General features: G+C 70.8%; 20 protein-coding genes. 14 read left to right on the top strand and 6 right to left on the bottom strand.

Going from position 1 to position 18,853, the window contains the following annotated elements:
• The first annotated feature begins 28 nt into the window (after positions 1-28).
• From ACFPQ9_RS42810 to ACFPQ9_RS42800, 3 genes are read left to right on the top strand one after another with little or no spacing between them, the layout of a single operon-like run.
• The gene (locus ACFPQ9_RS42810) at positions 29-616 is read left to right on the top strand and encodes a DUF5998 family protein (RefSeq protein WP_380865491.1); all 588 of its coding nucleotides are present in this window, start codon (positions 29-31) and stop codon (positions 614-616) included.
• The gene (locus ACFPQ9_RS42805; protein ID WP_380865490.1) at positions 616-1,818 is read left to right on the top strand and encodes an alkaline phosphatase family protein; all 1,203 of its coding nucleotides are present in this window, start codon (positions 616-618) and stop codon (positions 1,816-1,818) included. Before ACFPQ9_RS42810 ends, ACFPQ9_RS42805 begins: the two co-directional genes overlap by 1 nt.
• A gap of 44 nt (positions 1,819-1,862) precedes the next feature.
• Positions 1,863-2,510 carry a thymidine kinase gene (locus ACFPQ9_RS42800; protein ID WP_380865485.1) on the top strand — a complete coding sequence of 216 codons (648 nt, stop codon included), beginning with the start codon at positions 1,863-1,865 and terminating at the stop codon, positions 2,508-2,510.
• A gap of 19 nt (positions 2,511-2,529) precedes the next feature.
• Here the strand turns inward: ACFPQ9_RS42800 and ACFPQ9_RS42795 are convergent, their stop codons facing one another.
• Positions 2,530-3,333 carry a VOC family protein gene (locus ACFPQ9_RS42795; RefSeq protein ID WP_380865482.1) on the bottom strand — a complete coding sequence of 268 codons (804 nt, stop codon included), beginning with the start codon at positions 3,331-3,333 and terminating at the stop codon, positions 2,530-2,532.
• Between the two features lie 296 nt (positions 3,334-3,629).
• Here ACFPQ9_RS42795 and ACFPQ9_RS42790 point away from each other — a divergent pair, with 296 nt between their 5' ends.
• Positions 3,630-4,481 carry a sulfurtransferase gene (locus tag ACFPQ9_RS42790; protein WP_380865479.1) on the top strand — a complete coding sequence of 284 codons (852 nt, stop codon included), beginning with the start codon at positions 3,630-3,632 and terminating at the stop codon, positions 4,479-4,481.
• Positions 4,482-4,593: 112 nt separating this feature from the next.
• On the opposite strand, the gene sepH is transcribed toward ACFPQ9_RS42790, so the two are convergent.
• From sepH to ACFPQ9_RS42775, 3 genes are all read right to left on the bottom strand, one after another.
• Positions 4,594-5,625, bottom strand: a complete 1,032-nt coding sequence (gene sepH, locus ACFPQ9_RS42785) for a septation protein SepH (protein WP_380865476.1) — start codon at positions 5,623-5,625, stop codon at positions 4,594-4,596.
• A 427-nt stretch (positions 5,626-6,052) separates the two neighbouring features.
• On the bottom strand, positions 6,053-7,372 hold the full coding sequence (locus ACFPQ9_RS42780; RefSeq protein WP_380865473.1) for a D-arabinono-1,4-lactone oxidase: 1,320 nt from the start codon (positions 7,370-7,372) through the stop codon (positions 6,053-6,055).
• Positions 7,332-8,579 carry an MFS transporter gene (locus ACFPQ9_RS42775; RefSeq protein WP_380865470.1) on the bottom strand — a complete coding sequence of 416 codons (1,248 nt, stop codon included), beginning with the start codon at positions 8,577-8,579 and terminating at the stop codon, positions 7,332-7,334. Before ACFPQ9_RS42775 ends, ACFPQ9_RS42780 begins: the two co-directional genes overlap by 41 nt.
• Positions 8,580-8,765: 186 nt before the next feature.
• Here ACFPQ9_RS42775 and ACFPQ9_RS42770 point away from each other — a divergent pair, with 186 nt between their 5' ends.
• Both ACFPQ9_RS42770 and ACFPQ9_RS42765 read left to right on the top strand, forming a co-directional pair.
• Positions 8,766-9,893, top strand: a complete 1,128-nt coding sequence (locus tag ACFPQ9_RS42770) for a ferrochelatase (protein ID WP_380865467.1) — start codon at positions 8,766-8,768, stop codon at positions 9,891-9,893.
• A gap of 8 nt (positions 9,894-9,901) precedes the next feature.
• A complete protein-coding gene (locus tag ACFPQ9_RS42765; protein ID WP_380865464.1) occupies positions 9,902-10,717 on the top strand; it encodes an inositol monophosphatase family protein in 816 nt (271 codons plus the stop codon).
• Positions 10,718-10,791: 74 nt separating this feature from the next.
• Here ACFPQ9_RS42765 and ACFPQ9_RS42760 read toward each other — a convergent pair whose 3' ends face one another.
• Positions 10,792-10,965, bottom strand: a complete 174-nt coding sequence (locus ACFPQ9_RS42760; RefSeq protein ID WP_380865461.1) for a hypothetical protein — start codon at positions 10,963-10,965, stop codon at positions 10,792-10,794.
• A 418-nt stretch (positions 10,966-11,383) separates the two neighbouring features.
• Between ACFPQ9_RS42760 and ACFPQ9_RS42755 the strand changes: the two genes are divergently transcribed.
• From ACFPQ9_RS42755 to ACFPQ9_RS42740, 4 genes are all read left to right on the top strand, one after another.
• Positions 11,384-12,037: a response regulator transcription factor gene (locus ACFPQ9_RS42755; RefSeq protein ID WP_007385219.1), complete on the top strand. Its 654-nt coding sequence runs from the start codon at positions 11,384-11,386 to the stop codon at positions 12,035-12,037.
• A 6-nt stretch (positions 12,038-12,043) separates the two neighbouring features.
• Entirely contained in the window at positions 12,044-13,294 is a 1,251-nt protein-coding gene (locus ACFPQ9_RS42750) for a sensor histidine kinase (RefSeq protein ID WP_380865457.1), read from the top strand.
• A gap of 405 nt (positions 13,295-13,699) precedes the next feature.
• On the top strand, positions 13,700-13,996 hold the full coding sequence (locus tag ACFPQ9_RS42745; protein ID WP_005481602.1) for a DUF4193 domain-containing protein: 297 nt from the start codon (positions 13,700-13,702) through the stop codon (positions 13,994-13,996).
• A 13-nt stretch (positions 13,997-14,009) separates the two neighbouring features.
• Positions 14,010-14,930 carry a hypothetical protein gene (locus tag ACFPQ9_RS42740; RefSeq protein WP_380865448.1) on the top strand — a complete coding sequence of 307 codons (921 nt, stop codon included), beginning with the start codon at positions 14,010-14,012 and terminating at the stop codon, positions 14,928-14,930.
• 82 nt (positions 14,931-15,012) lie between these two features.
• Here ACFPQ9_RS42740 and ACFPQ9_RS42735 read toward each other — a convergent pair whose 3' ends face one another.
• Positions 15,013-15,474: a DUF3093 domain-containing protein gene (locus ACFPQ9_RS42735; protein WP_380865446.1), complete on the bottom strand. Its 462-nt coding sequence runs from the start codon at positions 15,472-15,474 to the stop codon at positions 15,013-15,015.
• A gap of 58 nt (positions 15,475-15,532) precedes the next feature.
• Between ACFPQ9_RS42735 and ACFPQ9_RS42730 the strand changes: the two genes are divergently transcribed.
• The 4 genes from ACFPQ9_RS42730 to ACFPQ9_RS42715 all read left to right on the top strand — a co-directional run bounded on the left by ACFPQ9_RS42730 (position 15,533) and on the right by ACFPQ9_RS42715 (position 18,810).
• The gene (locus ACFPQ9_RS42730; protein ID WP_380865443.1) at positions 15,533-16,117 is read left to right on the top strand and encodes a PaaI family thioesterase; all 585 of its coding nucleotides are present in this window, start codon (positions 15,533-15,535) and stop codon (positions 16,115-16,117) included.
• Positions 16,114-16,665 carry a dUTP diphosphatase gene (dut, locus tag ACFPQ9_RS42725; protein WP_380865441.1) on the top strand — a complete coding sequence of 184 codons (552 nt, stop codon included), beginning with the start codon at positions 16,114-16,116 and terminating at the stop codon, positions 16,663-16,665. The genes ACFPQ9_RS42730 and dut overlap by 4 nt, the downstream gene beginning before the upstream one ends.
• Position 16,666: 1 nt before the next feature.
• On the top strand, positions 16,667-17,425 hold the full coding sequence (locus ACFPQ9_RS42720; RefSeq protein WP_380865439.1) for a DUF3710 domain-containing protein: 759 nt from the start codon (positions 16,667-16,669) through the stop codon (positions 17,423-17,425).
• A 170-nt stretch (positions 17,426-17,595) separates the two neighbouring features.
• Positions 17,596-18,810, top strand: a complete 1,215-nt coding sequence (locus tag ACFPQ9_RS42715) for an alginate lyase family protein (protein WP_380865437.1) — start codon at positions 17,596-17,598, stop codon at positions 18,808-18,810.
• The last annotated feature ends 43 nt before the right edge of the window (positions 18,811-18,853 follow it).

Genomic DNA, 18,853 nt, shown 5'->3' with positions numbered 1-18,853 from the left:
GTCAGTGCACCCCCGTAGGATGGGCGTCATGGCCAAGACCAGTACGACGACCCAGGGGCTGCGAGCGGCGATCGAGCGCAGCGGCTACTACCCGGCCCTCGTGGCCGAGGCGGTGGAGGCCGCCGTGGGCGGCGAGCCCATCCGGTCGTACCTGGTCCACCAGGAGACCACGTTCGACCAGAACGAGGTGCGGCGCCATGTGACCGTCCTCGTCCTCACCGGCAACCGCTTCATCGTCAGCCACACCGATGAGCAGGCCGCCGACAGCACCTCCCCGACGCCGTACGCCACGACCTCGACGGAGTCGGTCAAGCTCGGCCGGATCTCCTCGGTCGTGCTCAGCCGCGTCGTCGCCAACCCGGAGCAGTACACCGTGGGCACACTGCCCCGCGAGGTGGTCCTCACCATCGGCTGGGGCGCCGTCTCCCGCATCGACCTGGAGCCCGCCGCCTGCGGCGACCCCAACTGCGAGGCCGACCACGGCTACACGGGCAGCTCGACGGCGGACGACCTCAGCCTGCGCGTCAGCGAGGCCGGCGACGGACCGGAGACGGTGCGCCAGGCGCTCGCCTTCGCCCAGGCCCTCTCCGAGGCGACCGCGGACCTCACTCGCTGATGTCCCAGTCCGCTCAGTCCACCGCCTGGGACCCCCATCCGGAACCCCTCGCCGTCAGCTCCGCGCCGTCCCCCGAGTACGGCAGCGGCTCGCTCGCGGACCTGCTGCCCACGCTGGCCGCCGGCATGGCCGTGCCGGGCATGACCGCCTCGATAGGCGAGCTGACCCCCGCCGACCGCAACTGCGTGTTCCTGATCGACGGCCTCGGCTGGGAGCAGCTCAGGGCGCACCCCGAGGAAGCCCCCTTCATGAGCGCGCTGCTCGGCAGCTCGCGCGGCGGCACCGGACGCCCGCTCACCACCGGCTACCCGGCGACCACCGCGACCTCCCTCGCCTCCGTCGGCACCGGACTGCCGCCGGGCGCACACGGCCTGCCCGGGTACACCGTGCGCAACCCCGCCACCGGCGAGCTGATGAACCAGCTGCGCTGGAACCCGTGGACGCCGCCGCACGTCTGGCAGCCGTATCCGACCGTCTTCGAGCTGGCGCACCGGGCGGGTGTGCACGCGGCCCAGGTGTCCTCGCCCACCTTCCAGAACACCCCGCTGACCAAGGTCGCGCTCAGTGGCGGAACGTTCCTCGGCCGGCTGTCCGGCGAGGAGCGCATGGACCTCGCGGCCGAGCAACTGGCCGCCGGCGACCGCTCCCTGGTCTACACGTACTACGCCGAACTCGACGGCGCCGGCCACCGCTACGGCGTCGACTCCGACACCTGGCGCGGCCAGCTCATGTACGTCGACCGGCTCGTCCAGCGCCTCGCCGAGCAACTCCCGCCGCGCACCGCGCTCTACGTCACCGCCGACCACGGCATGATCGACGTGCCCTTCGACGAAGAGCACCGCATCGACTTCGACGAGGACTGGGAGCTGCGCGCCGGTGTCGCCCTGCTGGGCGGCGAGGGCCGGGCGCGGCACGTGTACGCGGTGCCGGGCGCCGCGAACGACGTCCTCACCTGCTGGCGTGAGGTGCTCGGCGAGCAGTTCTGGGTGGCCTCGCGGGACGAGGCGATCGAAGCGGGCTGGTTCGGGCCGCAGATCGACGAGCGGGTCCACGACCGCATCGGCGACGTGGTCGCGGCCGCCCACGACGACGTCCTGATCATCGCCTCCGAGCGGGAGCCCAAGGAGTCGGCGATGGTCGGCAACCACGGTTCGATGACCCCCACCGAGCAGCTGGTCCCGCTGCTCGAAGTACGCTCCTGAAGCCTCCCCAAGCCCCCTTGTTGCCGAAAGGTGCTCAACTCCACATGCCCGAGCTGGTGTTCTTCTCCGGAACGATGGACTGCGGGAAGTCGACGCTGGCTCTCCAGATCGAGCACAACCGTTCGGCGCGTGGCCTCGCAGGCATGATCTTCACGCGCGACGACCGCGAGGGCGAGGGCAAGCTGTCCTCACGGCTCGGCCTGGTCACCGACGCGGTGGAGGTCGAGGACGGCATGGACCTCTACGGCTACATGGTCGACCACCTCTCCCGGGGCGGCCGCGCGGACTACGTCATCGCGGACGAGGCCCAGTTCCTCGCCCCGGACCAGATCGACCAACTCGCGCGCGTGGTGGACGACCTGGGCCTCGACGTGTACGCCTTCGGCATCACGACCGACTTCCGCAGCAAGCTGTTCCCCGGCTCCCAGCGCCTGGTGGAACTCGCCGACCGGGTCGAGGTGCTCCAGGTCGAGGCCCTGTGCTGGTGCGGCGCCCGCGCCACCCACAACGCCCGCACGATAGGGGGCGAGATGGTCGTCGAAGGCGCCCAGGTGGTCGTCGGCGACGTCAATCAGTCCGACGCCGTCGGCTACGAGGTCCTGTGCCGCCGCCACCACCGCCGCCGGATGACGGCGGCCAGCGCACGGGCGGCGGCACTGTCCCCGGACGTGCTCCCGGTGCAGCCGGCCTGAACCGCCGGGCGGTCCGCCGTCAGCGCGGGTTCTCGATGACGGAGAACCGGGCGCCCTCGGGATCCGCCACCGTCGCCACCCGGCCATGGGCGCTGTCGCGGGCAGGCCGCAGCACATGGCCGCCGAGGCCGACGATCCGCTCCACCGCGTCGTCCGTGTCGCCGACTTCGAAGTACGTCATCCAGTGCGGTCCCCGGTCGCGGGGCAGGGCGGTGCCGACGCCGTGGATGCCGGCCACCGGGCGGCCGTCGAGGTGCAGGCCGACGTAGTCGAGGTCGGGGGAGTCCGCTGCCTCCTCCTCGTAGCCGAACACCGACTCGTAGAACTTGGCCACGGTCACCGACTCGAAGGTCACCAGCTCGTTCCAGGCCGGGGTGCCGGGCACGCCGGTGATGGCGGTGCCGAGGTGGGCGGCTGTCTGCCAGATGCCGAAGACGGCGCCGGAGGGGTCGGAGCAGATCGCCATCCGGCCGGCCTCGGCGGCGTCCAGCGGGCCGACGCCCACGGTGCCGCCGCACAGCCGTACCGCGTCGGCGGTCAGGTCCACATCGTTCGAGGCGAGGTAGGGCGTCCACGCGACGGGGAGGTGACGGTCGGGCGGCAGCCGGCCGATGCCGGCCACCTCACGGCCGTCGAGCAGGGCCCGCACATAGGGACCGAGCTGCTGGGGGCCGGGGCGGAACTCCCAGCCGAACAGCGCTCCGTAGAACTCCTGGGTCGCGGCCAGCCCGTGCACCATCAGGCTCACCCAGCAGGGCGTGCCGGGCGCGTGCCGAGCGTGCGTCACGCCGTTCGGGCCGGCCGACCCCCGTGCCTCGGTCATCGTCACTCTCTCCTCGGCCCCTCGCGGTGGCCGCGTCTCATCCGCTGTCCCGCCCCCCGTGCCGATGCTCGCACCGCCCATCGTCGCGCGCGCTACGGGCACGCCGCCGCACGACGGCCGCCGACCGGAGGATGCCCGGTGTGCGATGGACTGCCCGTTTCCGTGCGATTGCCGACGGATGTCGATCGGCTGTACAGCATGTGCCCGATCCCGTACGCCTCGTGATCGGGCCTGTCCGGCGGGCAGAGTATCCGGAGCCGGGCGATGCGGCCACCCCGTGCGCGAGGATGGTGGCCATGAACGCCATCATCTCCGCATCCGACCTCGCGAGCGCCCTGACGGGGCGGCAGCCGCCGGTGCTGCTCGACGTCCGCTGGCAGTTGAGCCTGGCCAAGACCCCCGGCGAGCCCCCGTTCGACGGCCGGAAGGCCTACGAGTCCGGTCACCTCCCCGGCGCGGTCTACATCGATCTGGATCGCGCATTGGCCTCCGCGCCCGGTGCGCACGGCCGTCACCCCCTGCCCGACTTGGCTGAATTCGGTACGGCGATGCGGCGGGCGGGGGTGTCCTCGGGGGCGCCGGTGGTCGTGTACGACGGCGGACAGGGCTGGGCGGCGGCCCGCGCCTGGTGGCTGCTGCGCTGGACGGGGCACCCCGACGTACGGGTCCTCGACGGCGGACTGCCGGCCTGGCAGGGCCCGCTGGAGACCTCGGTGCCGACGCCGGCGGAGGGCGACTTCGAGCCGGTGCCGGGGGCGACGGGTCTGCTCGACGCCGACGGCGCCGCGGCCCTCGCCCGGTCGGGGGTCCTGCTGGACGCACGAGCGGGTGAGCGCTACCGCGGCGAGGTCGAGCCGATCGACCCCGTCGGCGGCCACATCCCCGGCGCCGTGTCCGCCCCGACCAACGAGAACGTCGCCCCGGACGGCCGTTTCCTGCCCGCCGAGGAACTCGCCGCCCGCTTCAAGTCCCTGGGTGCCTCCGAGGACACCCGGGTCGGCGTCTACTGCGGCTCGGGAGTCTCCGCCGCGCACGAGGCCCTGGCCCTGGCGGTCGCGGGCTTTTCGGCGGACCTGTACGTCGGCTCCTGGTCGGAGTGGTCCTCGGACCCGTCCCGTCCGGTCGCCGTGGGGCCGGACCCGCAGTAGGGCGCCCGCAGGACACATCGCCTCCAGATGCAGGCCGAGGGCCGCGTTGCGAGCAACGCGGCCCTCGTCTTCGTACGGCCGCACGGGCAGCCGTACGACCGGCTGTTACCGGCTACTCCTGCTTCTTCCTGCGCGTGCCGAACACGATCTCGTCCCAGCTCGGGACGGCGGCCCGGCGGCCCGGACGGACGCCGTCCGCCTCGGCCTGACGGTCGGTGGCACCGATGAGGCGATCACGGTGGCTGCCGACGGACCGGGGCATGAGGACGTCCGCGTAGGCGGAACCGGCCGACGCGGCCGGGGCGGGAGGCTCCTCCGCGGCCGGCTCGGCCGGAGGCTCCTCCACCTCGGGCTCCGCGGGGCGCTCGGGAACCACCATGTCGCCGCGGAAGCTCGGCACCGCCTCCAGCAGGCTGGTCAGCGAGTCCCGCTCCTCCGTGGTCTCCTCGGCCGGTTCGGACGCCTGCGCGGGCAGGCTCGGCCGGTCGAGGGCACGGTCCATCGAACGTTCCCGCGGAAGCCGGGCGATCCGCGGCACGAACGGGAAGCTCGGCTCCGGCGCGGCGAGGTCGTCGGACTCGCCGATCAGCGAGCGCGCCTCCTCGTCGACCGCCTGGACGAGCCGCCGGGGCGGGTCGTACGTCCAGCTCGCCGAGTGCGGTTCGCCCGCCACCAGGTAGACCAGCAGCACTTCCCAGGTGCCGTCGTCGCGGCGCCACGAGTCCCACTGCACGGTGTCCTTGTCGGCGCCGCGCAGCAGCAGCCGCTCCTGGACGGCCTCGCCGAGCTGCGGACCGGCGGCGTTCTCGCCGGGCCGGCGGACGGGAGTCTTGCGGGCTCTTTCGGCCATGAAGGCGCGCTCGGCGAGCACGGGGCCCTCGAAGCGCCGTACGCGGTCGACGGGGATGCCGGCGAGCTGGGCGACCTCTTCCGCGGTGGCACCGGCGCGTATACGCGCCTGGATGTCGCGGGGGCGGAGATGGCTCTCCACCTCGATCTCGATCTGGCCGAGGCGCGGACGGTCGCCGCGCACGGCTGCGCGCAGGCGTTCGTCGATCGGAAGGGTGTACTCCGTTGCGTCGGCAGCCTTCAGCACCAGCCGTGTGCCGTCATTTGAGACGGCCACGACACGCAGTTCGGGCATGGGGACCTCCCGGGTGGTGCCTGCCGACGTCACGTGCGTCGCTGCTTCCGCTAGTCGAGTGTGGCCTGCCCGGGTGCAGCCTGCCACAACCTTGCCGAGTTGCCCGGCGTGTCGGGCCAGGGCCCTGGATCGCCGTTATGGCACGGTTACCTATTCGCAACGCTAAGTGACCAACTCCGTCACCCTGTGCAACTAGCCCCCTCCCGGCGGTCCTTGAAGGCCACGGATGCCCAGGCGGGAGACCGGACCCAGGGCTCGCCACAGTACTCCATTTGGGCCACGTGCGTGGATTGGCACGCCGCCCAACTTCTGGCAAGGGGCGTGACTCGGCCGTGACGCGGGCGAATTGGGTCGTCGGAACGTGGCGTACTTCACGCAAACGTCAGAAACGGAACCAATGCCGGGAGTTCGTTCGAGACGGGGTCCGCTACGCGCCCAACACCCTCCGCAGGTAGTCGTTCTGGAACAGCCGGTCCGGGTCGAGCCGGTCCCGCAGCGCGGTGAACTCCTCGAAGCGCGGGTAGACCCCGGCAAGGTATTCGGCGTCGCGCGTGTGCACCTTGCCCCAGTGCGGGCGCCCCTCGTGCGCCGTGAAGATGCGCTCGGCCGCGGTGAAGTACCGCTGGAAAGGAGTGCCCTTGACCATGTGGACGGCGATGTACGCGCTGTCGCGCCCGGATGCGGTGGACAGGGTGATGTCGTCGGCCGGGGCGGTGCGCACCTCCACGGGGAAGCTGACCCGCAGCCCGGAGCGCTCGACCATGGCCTTGAGTTCGCGCAACGTCTCGACGACGGCCTCGCGCGGAACGGCGTACTCCATCTCCACGAAGCGCACCCGGCGCGGTGATGTGAAGACCTTGTAGGGGATGTCCGTGTAAGTACGTGCGGACAGGGCCTTGCTGGAGACACGGGCGATCGTCGGGATCGTGGCGGGCGCCGCGCGGCCGACCCACTGGGCCACCTGGAAGACGCCGTTGGAGAGCAGTTCGTCCTCGAACCAGCCCGCGAGCTGCCCCACCGGCTTCTCGGGGCCCGCGCTTCTGTTGTTGCGCTTGGTGTTGGTGCTGCCGGTGTGCGGGAACCAGTAGAACTCGAAGTGTTCGTTCTCGGTCCACAGTTCGTCGAACTCCGCCAGGACCCGCGCGAACGGCATCGGCTCCTCGCGCGCGGTCAGCAGGAAGATCGGTTCCACGGCGAAGGTGATCGCGGTGACGACGCCCAGGGCGCCGAGGCCGATACGGGCGGCCGCGAAGACCTCTGGGTTCTCCTTCTCGGAACAGGTGAGCACCGAGCCGTCGGCGGTGACCAGTTCGAGGCCCTTGATCTGGGCGGCGATCGAACCGGAGTCGCGGCCCGTGCCGTGGGTGCCGGTGCTGGTGGCGCCGGAGACCGTCTGCTCCATGATGTCGCCCATGTTCGCGAGCGACAGGCCCTCGCGCGCCAGGGCCATGTTGAGGCGCTTGAGCGGGGTGCCGGCCTCGACCGTGACGGTCCCGGCCTCGCGGTCGATGTGGCGGATGCCGGTCAGCAGCTGAGGGCGGATCAGCACACCGTCGGTCGCGGCTATGGAGGTGAAGGAGTGCCCGCTGCCGACCGCCTTCACCTTCAGGCCGTCCTCGGCGGCCCGGCGTATCGCCCCGGCCAGTTCCTCGACGGAAGCCGGAGCTACCTCCCGCGCGGGGCGGGCGGCGACATTGCCGCCCCAGTTACGCCACGTGCCGTTCTTCCCGCTCGCTGTGCTGCTCAACGGTGCCCTCCCGACGCGGAGCCGGCCTGCTGAGCCGGCGGTACCCCAGGAAACCGACCGCGACCGCGACGGCCCCGGACACCGCCGGAACCCCGTACCCGGCGGCCGCACCGGCCGCGTCGATCACCCACCCGGCCAGGGAGGAGCCGAGCGCGACCCCGACCGCGAGCCCGGTGCTCACCCAGGTCATGCCCTCGGTCAGTTGCGCGCGTGGTACGTGCTCTTCGATCAGGGACATGGTGGTGATCATCGTGGGAGCGACGGCCATGCCCGAGACGAACAGCGCCACGGCCAGAAACGGCAAGTTTCCGACCAGTAGGAGGGGGATCATACTCACGGCCATCGCGCATATGCCCAGCAGCCAACGACGTTCCGCCGACCCCTTGAAGCGCAGCAGCCCGAAGACGAGGCCCGCCGCGCAGGAGCCCGCCGCGTACAGCGCGAGGACCACGCTCGCGGCGCTCTTGTGCCCCTGTTCGTCCGCGAAGGCCACGGTGACCACGTCGACGGCACCGAAGATCGCGCCCGTCGCCACGAAGGTGGCCACCAGCACCTGGAGCCCCGGGGCGCGCAGGGCCGAGGTGCCGCCCCGCTGCCCGTGCTTCTCGCGCGGATGCGGGGCGGGTTCGGTGGCGCGCTGCGCGGTCAGCCAGAAGACGCCGACCGCCAGGAAGCAGCCGGCCAGCAGCGGCCCGGCCTCCGGGAACCACGCCGTGGACAGCCCGATGGAGATGATCGGCCCGAAGATGAAGCACACCTCGTCGATCACGGACTCGAAGGAGTACGCGGTGTGCAGCTGGGGCGTCCCCCGGTACAGCGCGGCCCAGCGGGCCCGGATCATCGCCCCCACGCTCGGCACGCAGCCGATGCCGACGCACGCCACGAACAGCACCCAGTCCGGCCACCCGTAGTGCGCCGCGAACAGCAGCAGGGCGCCCGCCGCGAGCGAGATCAGCGTCGCCGGACGCAGCACCCGCGCCTGCCCGTACTGGTCCACCATGCGCGAGACCTGAGGGCCCGCCACGGCCGCGGCGAGCGCGATGGTGGCCGACAGGGCGCCGGCCAGGCCGTACCGCCCGGTCAGCTGCGACACCATGGTCACCACGCCGATGCCCATCATCGACAGCGGCATCCGGCCGAGGAGTCCCGCGGCGGAGAAGGCCTTGCTGCCGGGGGCGGCGAACAGGGCGCGGTAGGGGCTGGGCACGGGGGTCTCCGGTCAGGCGGAAGCAAGCGTGGACGGGGAAGGCTCTGGAGCGCGCGGTAAGGCGTGTCGCCAGCCGAGACAGCTTACGAGTTAGGTGACCCTAACGCACCCTTCCGGGCGAACGGGGAACCCGGGTCGACCCCCCGCCGTTTCCCGGCTGTCAGCACCGGATGACAGGATCGACCCATGCCAGACGCGCGCGATGCCAGCCCCTACGACGCCTTGCTCCTGCTCTCCTTCGGCGGCCCCGAGGGCCCGGACGACGTGCTCCCGTTCCTGGAGAACGTCACCCGTGGGCGGGGCATCCCCAAGGAACGTCTGAAGGAGGTCGGTGAGCATTACTTCCAGTTCGGCGGCGTCAGCCCGATCAACGACCAGAACCGCGCCCTGCTGGACGCCCTGCGCAAGGACTTCGCCGAGCACGGCCTCGATCTGCCGGTCTACTGGGGCAACCGCAACTGGGCGCCGTACCTGACGGACACACTGCGCGAGATGGTCACCGACGGCCACCGCCGCATCCTGGTCCTCGCCACCAGCGCCTACGCCTCCTACTCGGGCTGCCGCCAGTACCGCGAGAACCTCGCCGACTCGCTGGCCGCACTTCAGGCCGAGGGCCTCGAGCTCCCCAAGGTCGACAAGCTGCGGCACTACTTCAACCACCCCGGCTTCCTGGAGCCGATGATCGACGGCGTGCTGCGCTCGCTGGCCGACCTCCCCGAGGACGTCCGGGCCGGAGCGCACCTCGCGTTCTCCACCCACTCCATCCCGACCGCCGCGGCCGACAGCTCCGGCCGTCCCGAGGACCACGGCGACGGCGGCGCGTACGTCGCCGAGCACCTGGACGTGGCCCGGCTGATCGCCGACGCCGTCCGCGAACGCACGGGCGTGGACCACCCGTGGCAGCTCGTCTACCAGTCCCGCTCCGGCGCCCCGCACATCCCGTGGCTGGAGCCCGACATCTGCGACCACCTCCACGAGCGGCACGCGGCCGGTGTCCCGGCGGTCGTGATCGCGCCCATCGGCTTCGTCTCCGACCACATGGAGGTCCTCTACGACCTCGACACGGAGGCCAGGGCGAAGGCCGAGGAACTGGGCCTGCCGATGCGCCGCTCGGCCACCGTCGGCGACGACCCGCGTTTCGCCGCCGCGGTCCGCGACCTCGTCCTGGAGCGCGCCGCCGTGGAGCGTGCCGAGGAGGTCACGCCCTGCGCGCTCGGCGCGCTCGGCGCGAGCCACAACCTCTGCCCGGTCGGCTGCTGCCCGTCCCGCACGCCCAAACCCGCCGCAGCCGGCGCCGACAGCCCCTACGCATGAGGAGCCCCGTGACCGACGCCCTGCCCACGGAACTGCTCACCCTGGCCCAGGAGGCGGCCCGCCGCGCCGGTGAACTCCTGCGCGACGGGCGTCCGGCCGACCTCGCGGTCGCCGCGACCAAGTCCAGCCCGATCGACGTCGTCACCGAGATGGACATCGCGGCGGAGAAGCTGATCACGAACCTGATCTCCGAGCAGCGCCCCGACGACGGCTTCCTCGGCGAGGAGGGGGCCTCCACCGAGGGCACCAGCGGCGTCCGCTGGGTGATCGACCCCCTCGACGGCACGGTCAACTACCTCTACGGACTGCCGACCTGGTCCGTCTCCATCGCCGCCGAGCAGGACGGCGAGACCGTGGCCGGAGTCGTGGCCGCCCCCATGCGCGGCGAGACGTACCACGCGGTGCGGGGCGGGGGCGCCTGGGCGAGTGGCCCCTGGGACGGCGAGCGCAGGCTGACCTGCCGCCCCACGGCCCCCCTCGACCAGGCCCTGGTCTCGACCGGCTTCAATTACGTCACCGAGGTCCGCACCCACCAGGCCGACGTGGCCCGGCGACTGATCCCCCTGCTGCGCGACATCCGCCGCGGCGGCTCGGCCGCGATCGACCTGTGCGACCTGGCTGCGGGCCGGCTGGACGGCTACTACGAGCGTGGCCTCAACGCCTGGGACTTCGCCGCGGGCGACCTCATCGCCCGCGAGGCGGGTGCCCTGACCGGCGGCCGCCCCGGAGAACGCCCGTCCCGCGATCTGACGGTCGCAGCGACCCCGGGCGTCTTCGAGCCCCTCCAGGAGCTGCTGGAGAACCTGGGCGCCTGGCACGACTGACCCCGGCGAACAAACGCAAGAAGCGGCCCCCGGCGCTGGATTCGCCGGGGGCCGCCGTTGTACTGAAAAGCCGATCAGACGCTAGACGCGCCGACTTCCACACCGTGCTCGGCGGCGAGGCGGCGCAGGTCGTCGAGCTCGCCCTGCTCCACCTCGACGAGGAAGTCGTCGCCCTCGTCACGAGCCCGCGTCAGGTCGGACTCGGTCGTCTTTATGCGCTGCAGAAGTCCTGCGGTGAATGCGTCCATGCTGCGCCCCCTCGTCCTGGGTCGTGGGTCGGTGGCACGGGGGTGTGCCATTCGGAAGGGGCGATCACGTCTCCAGTAGGTGCCCAGCGCTGCCCAGGCCGGGCGGCGACGGTGCCGGACACCCACACCCGCTCTGCGGAAAGCGGATCCTCTCGTACCGCATGGTGGTGCGGCACAAGCAGAGCGTGATCGCGGGGTGTACATGCCGTCCTCCCCGCGGTCCCTCCCACGGAAACCTCAACCGGAAGAGAAAATCTCGCATTCCCGGGCCTCACACCTGTCCTGCATGCTCCGCTCACCCGTCTTACCGCCGACTTATGGCCGAAAAGGGCAGGATGGAGGCCAAGAGACCCGACAAACACACCTGCCCGCGCGCGACACAACCGCTACGCGGGTGGACACAGGAAGGACAAGCGACGTGCGCGTACTCGTCGTCGAGGACGAGCAGCTGCTCGCCGATGCGGTGGCCACCGGACTGCGCCGGGAGGCCATGGCCGTCGACGTCGTGTACGACGGTGCGGCCGCCCTGGAGCGCATCGGCGTCAACGACTACGACGTGGTCGTCCTCGACCGCGACCTCCCGCTGGTGCACGGTGACGACGTCTGCCGCAAGATCGTCGAACTCGGCATGCCCACCCGGGTGCTGATGCTGACGGCCTCCGGCGATGTCAGCGACCGGGTCGAGGGACTGGAGATCGGCGCCGACGACTACCTTCCCAAGCCCTTCGCCTTCAGCGAGCTGACGGCACGCGTGCGTGCGCTCGGCCGCCGCACCAGCGTGCCGCTGCCGCCCGTCCTGGAGCGCGCCGGCATCAAGCTGGACCCCAACCGCCGCGAGGTCTTCCGTGACGGCAAGGAGGTACAGCTCGCGCCGAAGGAGTTCGCCGTGCTGGAGGTGCTGATGCGCAGCGAGGGCGCGGTCGTCTCCGCCGAGCAGCTCCTGGAGAAGGCCTGGGACGAGAACACCGATCCGTTCACGAACGTGGTGCGGGTGACCGTCATGACACTGCGCCGCAAGCTGGGCGAGCCGCCGGTCATCGTGACCGTCCCGGGTTCCGGCTACCGGATCTGATCCGCCGTGGCCGCCACCCCCGCGCCGCCCCAGGCGCCCCCGAAACCCACCTGGGACCCCCGCAGGTCGGAGCCGCCCTTCCCGTGGCTGCGCCCGACGATCCGGATAAGGCTCACGCTGCTGTACGGCGGCATGTTCCTGATCGCCGGCATCCTGCTGCTGTCGATCATCTATCTGCTGGCCGCGCAGGCGATCAACACCGGCAACGAACCGCTGTTCAAGATCGTGGACGGCGACCAGCTCAGGGTCACCAGCGACAACTGCCAGGCGATAAACAACGCCACCAACCTCACCTACCCGCAGTTCAACGAAGCGGTCAGTCACTGCATCGACGCGCAGCGCCGGGTCGCCCTGGACGATCTCCTGAGCCGGTCCCTGCTCGCCCTGCTCGGCCTCGCGATCATCGCCTTCGCCTTCGGCTACGCGATGGCCGGCCGTGTCCTGTCGCCGCTGGGCCGGATCACCCGCACCGCCCGCGCGGTGGCCGGCTCGGACCTGTCCCGCCGGATCGAGCTGGACGGCCCGGACGACGAGCTGAAGGAGCTGGCCGACACCTTCGACGAGATGCTGGAGCGGCTGCAGCGCGCCTTCACCGCCCAGCAGCGCTTCGTCGGCAACGCCTCGCACGAGCTGCGCACCCCGCTGGCGATCAACCGCACGCTGCTGGAGGTGCATCTGTCGGACCCGACCGCACCGGTGGAGCTCCAGCAGCTCGGCAAGACGCTGCTGGCCACCAACGAACGCAGTGAGCAGCTCGTGGAGGGCCTGCTGCTGCTCGCCCGCAGCGACAACCAGATCGTCGAGCGCAAACCGGTCGACCTCGCCGAGGTCGCCGAGCAGGCGGTCGACCAGGTGCACGCCGAGGCGGAGGCCAAGGGCGTGGTGATCCGCGGCGAGCAGAAACCCGCGGTGGTCCAGGGCAACGGCGTCCTGCTGGAGCGCATCGCCCTGAACCTGGTGCAGAACGCCGTCCGGTACAACGTGCCGGAGGACGGCTGGGTCGAGGTCACCACCGACGTCGAGCACGGACAGGCCGTCCTGGTGGTGTCCAACACCGGGCCGGTGGTGCCGGCGTACGAGGTCGACAACCTCTTCGAGCCGTTCAGACGGCTTCGGACGGAGCGCACCGGCAGTGACAAGGGTGTGGGCCTGGGCCTGTCGATCGTGCGATCGGTGGTGCGGGCACACGGTGGCCATATCTCGGCGCAGCCGCGTGAGGGTGGCGGGCTCGTGATGCGAGTCACCCTGCCGGTCTGAGAGCATGTGCGCCGACACACGCCGCTGGCACGGGGATGTTCGCTTTGCGCGGAATTTTCTGGGCGCACGGCGAGCGGAACCGTGTGTGATCGATCACAAGGGCGAATTTCCGGCCATCTACTCTCCGTGATCATGTGACCTGTCGGAAAGCCGGGAAAATCCGGGTTTTCGAGGGTCTTGATCACGGGAAGTACAGGGTGAGACGCCTTTGAACTGCGGCATTAGGACCGTGTACGGTCCCGTTCGCCATCCAAGCCGATCACTCTTGAGGAGTCCGGTTGGGTGTCGATTGAGTAACAGACCTTGATGTGAGGCAAAATCTCCGCCTCGGGTCGGGCACAAGTCCGGCCTCTCACGCGTTACGTGCGCTGGAGACACCGCAGACACCCAGAGGGGGAGAGCGACATGGCAACGGATTACGACACCCCACGCAAGACCGACGACGACGTCGACTCGGACAGCCTTGAAGAGCTGAAGGCACGGCGGAACGACAAGTCGACATCCGCTGTGGACGTCGACGAGTTCGAGGCCGCCGAGGGCCTGGAGCTGCCCGGAGCGGACCTCTCGAACGAGGAGCTGGCCGTCCGGGTGCTGCCGAAGCAGCAGGACGAGTTCACCTGCATGAGCTGCTTCCTGGTGCACCACCGCAGCCAGCTGGCCCGGGAGAAGAACGGTCAGCCGATCTGCCGCGACTGCGACTGAGGACGGGTCGGGCATGACTGGCTCGACCCCTCCTCGGAAGCGCCGCTTCCGCAAACGGGAAGCGGACTCGGGGCCGTCCGACGGCCCGTACGGCGCGCGTGACGACGAGCGGGGCTCATCCGGGACGGGAGCCTCGCTCGAACCGATGTCCGGGGCTGACCTCCCGGCACCGGCCGAGATTCCCGCGCCCGTCGCCCGGCGGCGGGTCGCGGTCGTCCGGGAAAGGGCCAGGGAAGGCGTCCGTAGGGGCGGCAGCCGCGCCAGAGCGGGCCTTGGGTACCTGGCCGACCGGATCATCGAGAACGCCCCGCGTATCCCCGTACGTGACCTCGCCACGCTGCGGCGGCAGTTCCCGGGCCTCGGGCCCGAGCAGATCGCCGACAAGCTCGTGGCGGGCGCGGCCAACGCGAGCTCGACGGTCGGGGCCGGAGTGGGCGCGGCGGCGATGCTGCCCGTGCCGCCCGCGATGCCGACCGAACTGGCCGCCGAGATCACCGGCGTGGCCGCCATCGAGCTGAAGCTGATCGCCGAACTGCACGAGGTGTACGGCGTACGCCCGCCCGGAAACCTCCGGGAGCGCAGCACCGCGTATCTGTCCTCGTGGACCGAGGAACGCGGCATCGACCCCGCGAAGCCCTCGACGGTCAACGCCGCTCTCGGCGGGCAGATGAAGCGTGAACTGCGTCAGCAGATCATGAAGCGCATGGTGCGCAATCTGCCGAACCTGATGCCCTTCCTGGTGGGCGCCGCCGTGGGCGCGGCCATGAACCGCCGGGACACCAAGAAACTCGCGGCACGCATCCGTACGGACCTGCGCAAGGTCCAGGTGCCGTGGCAGGAGTTGGAGCTGCCGCCGCTGGAGAAGCCGGCGGAGCCGCTGCCGATGGGGGACACCGAGCGCAGCCACTGGCGCAGGGAACTCGGAGGCCACTGAGGGCCCGGAGCGCCCCGGAACGAAGATTTTGCCCCGGGGAGAACAAACCTTGACCGGGCCGGTGACGGCCCGATCTGGTGTGCTAGGCCGCGGCCTTCGCCGCCCTGATCGCCTCCGCCAGCCGCTCCGGCTCACGCGTCGACAGGTACAGGTACGGGGTCGGGTCCTCGGGGTCGACGACCTCCACGCGCAGCGCCGTCGGGATGTACGCGCGCAGCAGCAGGAAGGCCCGGGTGTCGGCCTTGTGGGTACGCCAGGCCCGCGCCTCCTCCGGGTCCATGACATGCGCCTCGCCCAGTGCACGCACCGGAAGCTTCGCCTCGCCCGCGATCAGCGAGTCGCCCACCACACGGATGCGGATGGAGCCGTACGAACTCGCCACGACCGCCGCCGCGGCGGTACCGCCCGCCAGGCCCGCGAGCATGGGGAGCGTGCCGAACGGCAGAAGGATCAGGGCCAGCGATAGCCCGACCAGGAACGAGATCAGCCACCAGGACCGGGGGGCGGTGAGACGTTCTTCGTACGGGGCGGCGGAGAGCTGCATGAAGCCAAGCTTGGCACGGTGTCCGACACATTCCGACGCGCGGGTAAGGTCTGCGGCTGTGAGAGGTACTTCAGCAGCTCTTCAGCCTCCGGCCGACGCCGTGAAACCGGTGCGGCACGCGGATGCTCCCGCGCCCGGCGAGCTTCTCGGCGCGCACTACGGCGAGTGTTTCGGCTGTGGCGGCGAGCAGCCCCACGGGCTGCATCTTCAGGCGCGGGCCGGGGACGGTGTGAGCATCACCGCCGAGTTCACCGTGCAGCCCGCCCATCAGGGTGCGCCCGGACTGGCGCACGGCGGTGTTCTCGCCACCGCGCTCGACGAGACCCTCGGCTCGCTCAACTGGCTGCTGCGGACCATCGCCGTGACCGGGCGGCTGGAGACCGACTTCGTGCGGCCGGTTCCGGTCGGCACGGTGCTGTACCTGGAGGCCGAGGTGACGGCGGTCGCGGGTCGCAAGATCTACTCCACCGCCTCCGGGCGGATCGGCGGCCCCGAGGGGCCCGTCGCCGTCCGCGCCGACGCCCTCTTCATCGAGGTGAAGGTCGACCACTTCATCGACAACGGCCGTCCGGAGGAGATCCGGGCCGCCATGGACGACCCGGACCAGGTGCGGCGGGCCCGTGCCTTCGAGGTGAACCCGTGAGCCGCGACCCCCTGAACGTGCTGATCCGGCGCGTCGATGCGGACGTACCGCTTCCGACGTACGCGCACCCCGGCGACGCGGGAGCCGATCTGCGGACCACCGAGAGCCGGGAGCTGAAGCCGGGGGAGCGGGCCGTCCTGCCCACCGGGGTGTCGATCGCCCTCCCCGAGGGGTACGCGGCCTTCGTGCACCCGCGCTCAGGTCTCGCCGCCCGCCTCGGTGTCGCCCTCGTGAATGCCCCGGGGACGGTTGATGCCGGGTACCGTGGGGAGATCAAGGTGATCGTGGTGAATCTCGACCCGCACGAGCCCGTGCGGTTCGAGCGCTTCGACCGGATTGCCCAACTGGTGGTCCAGCAGGTCGAGAGGGTTCGCTTCCAGGAGGTCGCGGAGCTTCCCGATTCGGCACGGGCCGAGGGGGGCTTCGGGTCCACCGGCGGCCATGCCGCGGTGGGCGATACAAGCGAAACAAGCGGTCAGGCCGCCGACGGCGGCACTACGGGTGGGAATCGATACGCTTCGGTCGTATCCGACCGGGAAGGACAGTGACGTGTTCGGACGTCGCAACAAGAAGGGTGCCGCCGAGGACGCGGCCGGCGAGCCCGAGCAGGTCGTCGACATCGACTCTGAGGCGGACGACGACGGCACGCGTGAGCGTGTACGGCTCGAACCGGAACCGCGGCCCGACGGGCCCTGGGACAGCTCCGAGGTCCGTGACCCCGCCGAGGGCCGGGTGGACCTGGGCGGCATGCTGGTGCCGGGCGTGGACGGCATGGAACTGCGCGTGGAGGTCGCGGGCGACGCGATCGTCGCGGCGACGGTCGTGCTGCGCGACAGCGCCATCCAGCTCCAGGCCTTCGCCGCGCCCAAGCGCGAGGGCATCTGGGGTGAGGTACGCGAGGAGATCGGCTCCGGCATCACTCAGCAGGGTGGCATCATCGACGAGGTCGAGGGGCCGCTCGGCTGGGAGCTGCGGGCCCAGGTACCGGTGCAACTGCCGGACGGCACGGGTGGTTTCCAGGTCGTGCGGTTCGTCGGTGTGGACGGTCCCCGCTGGTTCCTGCGCGGTGTGATCTCGGGCCAGGGCGCGGTGCAGCCGCAGGCCGCCGGTCTGCTCGAGCAGATCTTCCGGGACACGGTCGTGGTCCGCGGTGAGGGTCCGATGGCCCCGCGTGACCCGATCGTCCTGCAGCTGCCCAACGACGCCCAGATGGTTCCCGAGGGCGTGCAGCAGGAGGAGGCGGGATCCCGCTTCTCCGGTGGCATGGGCCAGCTCCAGCGCGGACCGGAGATCACCGAGGTCCGCTGAGCATCGTAAGGACATCAGGGCCGTACCCCGTCGGGGGTACGGCCCTTTCTCGTGCGTGAACCCTTTGCGTGAACCCTTGACGGCCTATTGGTCTGTACCTATCGTCTGCGGCCATCGCGAGTGTTCAAAGGGACGCTCACTGTTCACGTACGAGAACGGATGGCCCCCACATGTCACCTGCTCCCGCACGTCACCGACGCAGATTCCGTCGCACCGCCCTGTTCGCGGTACTGACCACCGCGCTGGTGTCCACCCTGCTGCTGCGGCCGCAGGCCGACCGTGCCGATGCGGCGCCCGCCGCCTTCGTCCACCCCGGAGTGACCGTCTCCAAGTCCCAGCTGGACTTCGTGCGCTCCAAGGTCAACGCCGGCGCCCAGCCCTGGAAGGGCGCCTTCGACCAGATGAGGGCGAGCAAGTACGCCGATCTGAACCGCACCCCCAAGCCGCGCGCGGTCGTCGAGTGCGGCTCGTACTCCAACCCGAACTACGGCTGCACCGACGAGCGCGAGGACGCGATGGCGGCCTACACCGACGCCCTCGCCTGGTACATCACCCGGGACGAGCGGTACGCGCGCAAGGCCATCGAGCTGATGGACGCCTGGTCCGCGGTGATCAAGGACCACACCAACAGCAACGCGCCGCTCCAGACGGGCTGGGCCGGCTCCTCCTGGCCCAAGGCCGCCGAGATCATCAAGCACACGTACACCGGGAGCTGGGCGAACTCCGGACGGTTCGCCACCATGCTCCGCAACGTCTACCTGCCCGAGATCATCAACGGCTCCAACTCCAACGGCAACTGGGAGCTGTCGATGATGGAGGCCGCCGTCGGCATCTCCGTCTTCCTGGAGGACAAGGCGTCGTACGACAAGGCCATGGCGAAGTTCCGCACCCGCACCGCGGCCTACGTCTATCTGTCCTCCGACGGTGATCTGCCGAGGACCGTGCCGAGCCAGAACCTCGACACCCGGGACAAGATCGTCAAGTACTGGCAGGGCCAGGGCACCTTCGTCACCGGCCTCACCCAGGAGACCTGCCGCGACTTCACGCACACCGGCTACGGCATCTCCGCGATCTCGCACGTCGCGGAGACCAGCCGCATCCAGGGCCAGGACCTCTATGGCACCGACGTCGGCGAGCGGCTGCGGCAGGCGCTCGGGTTCCAGTCGAAGTACCAGCTGGGTACGGCCGCCCCGAGCTGGCTCTGTGGCGGCTCCCTCAAGCTCGGCCTCGGCCCGATCACCGAGGTCGGATACAACGCCCTGCACAACCGCCTCGGCATCGCGATGACCAACACCCAGACGCTGACCGAGCGCGGCCGCCCGGCCGGCAGCAACAACCTGTTCGTGGCGTGGGAGACCCTCACCCACGGCGACAACCCCAGCTGAGGCGCCTGACCCGCGGCGGGGCGTCAGAGTTGCGTCAAAGACG

This window comes from Streptomyces coerulescens, assembly GCF_042657965.1.
GTDB classification, from domain to species: domain Bacteria; phylum Actinomycetota; class Actinomycetes; order Streptomycetales; family Streptomycetaceae; genus Streptomyces; species Streptomyces coerulescens.
Note: the sequence above shows the minus strand (reverse complement) of the source record. Positions and strands in the feature narration are given on the sequence as shown.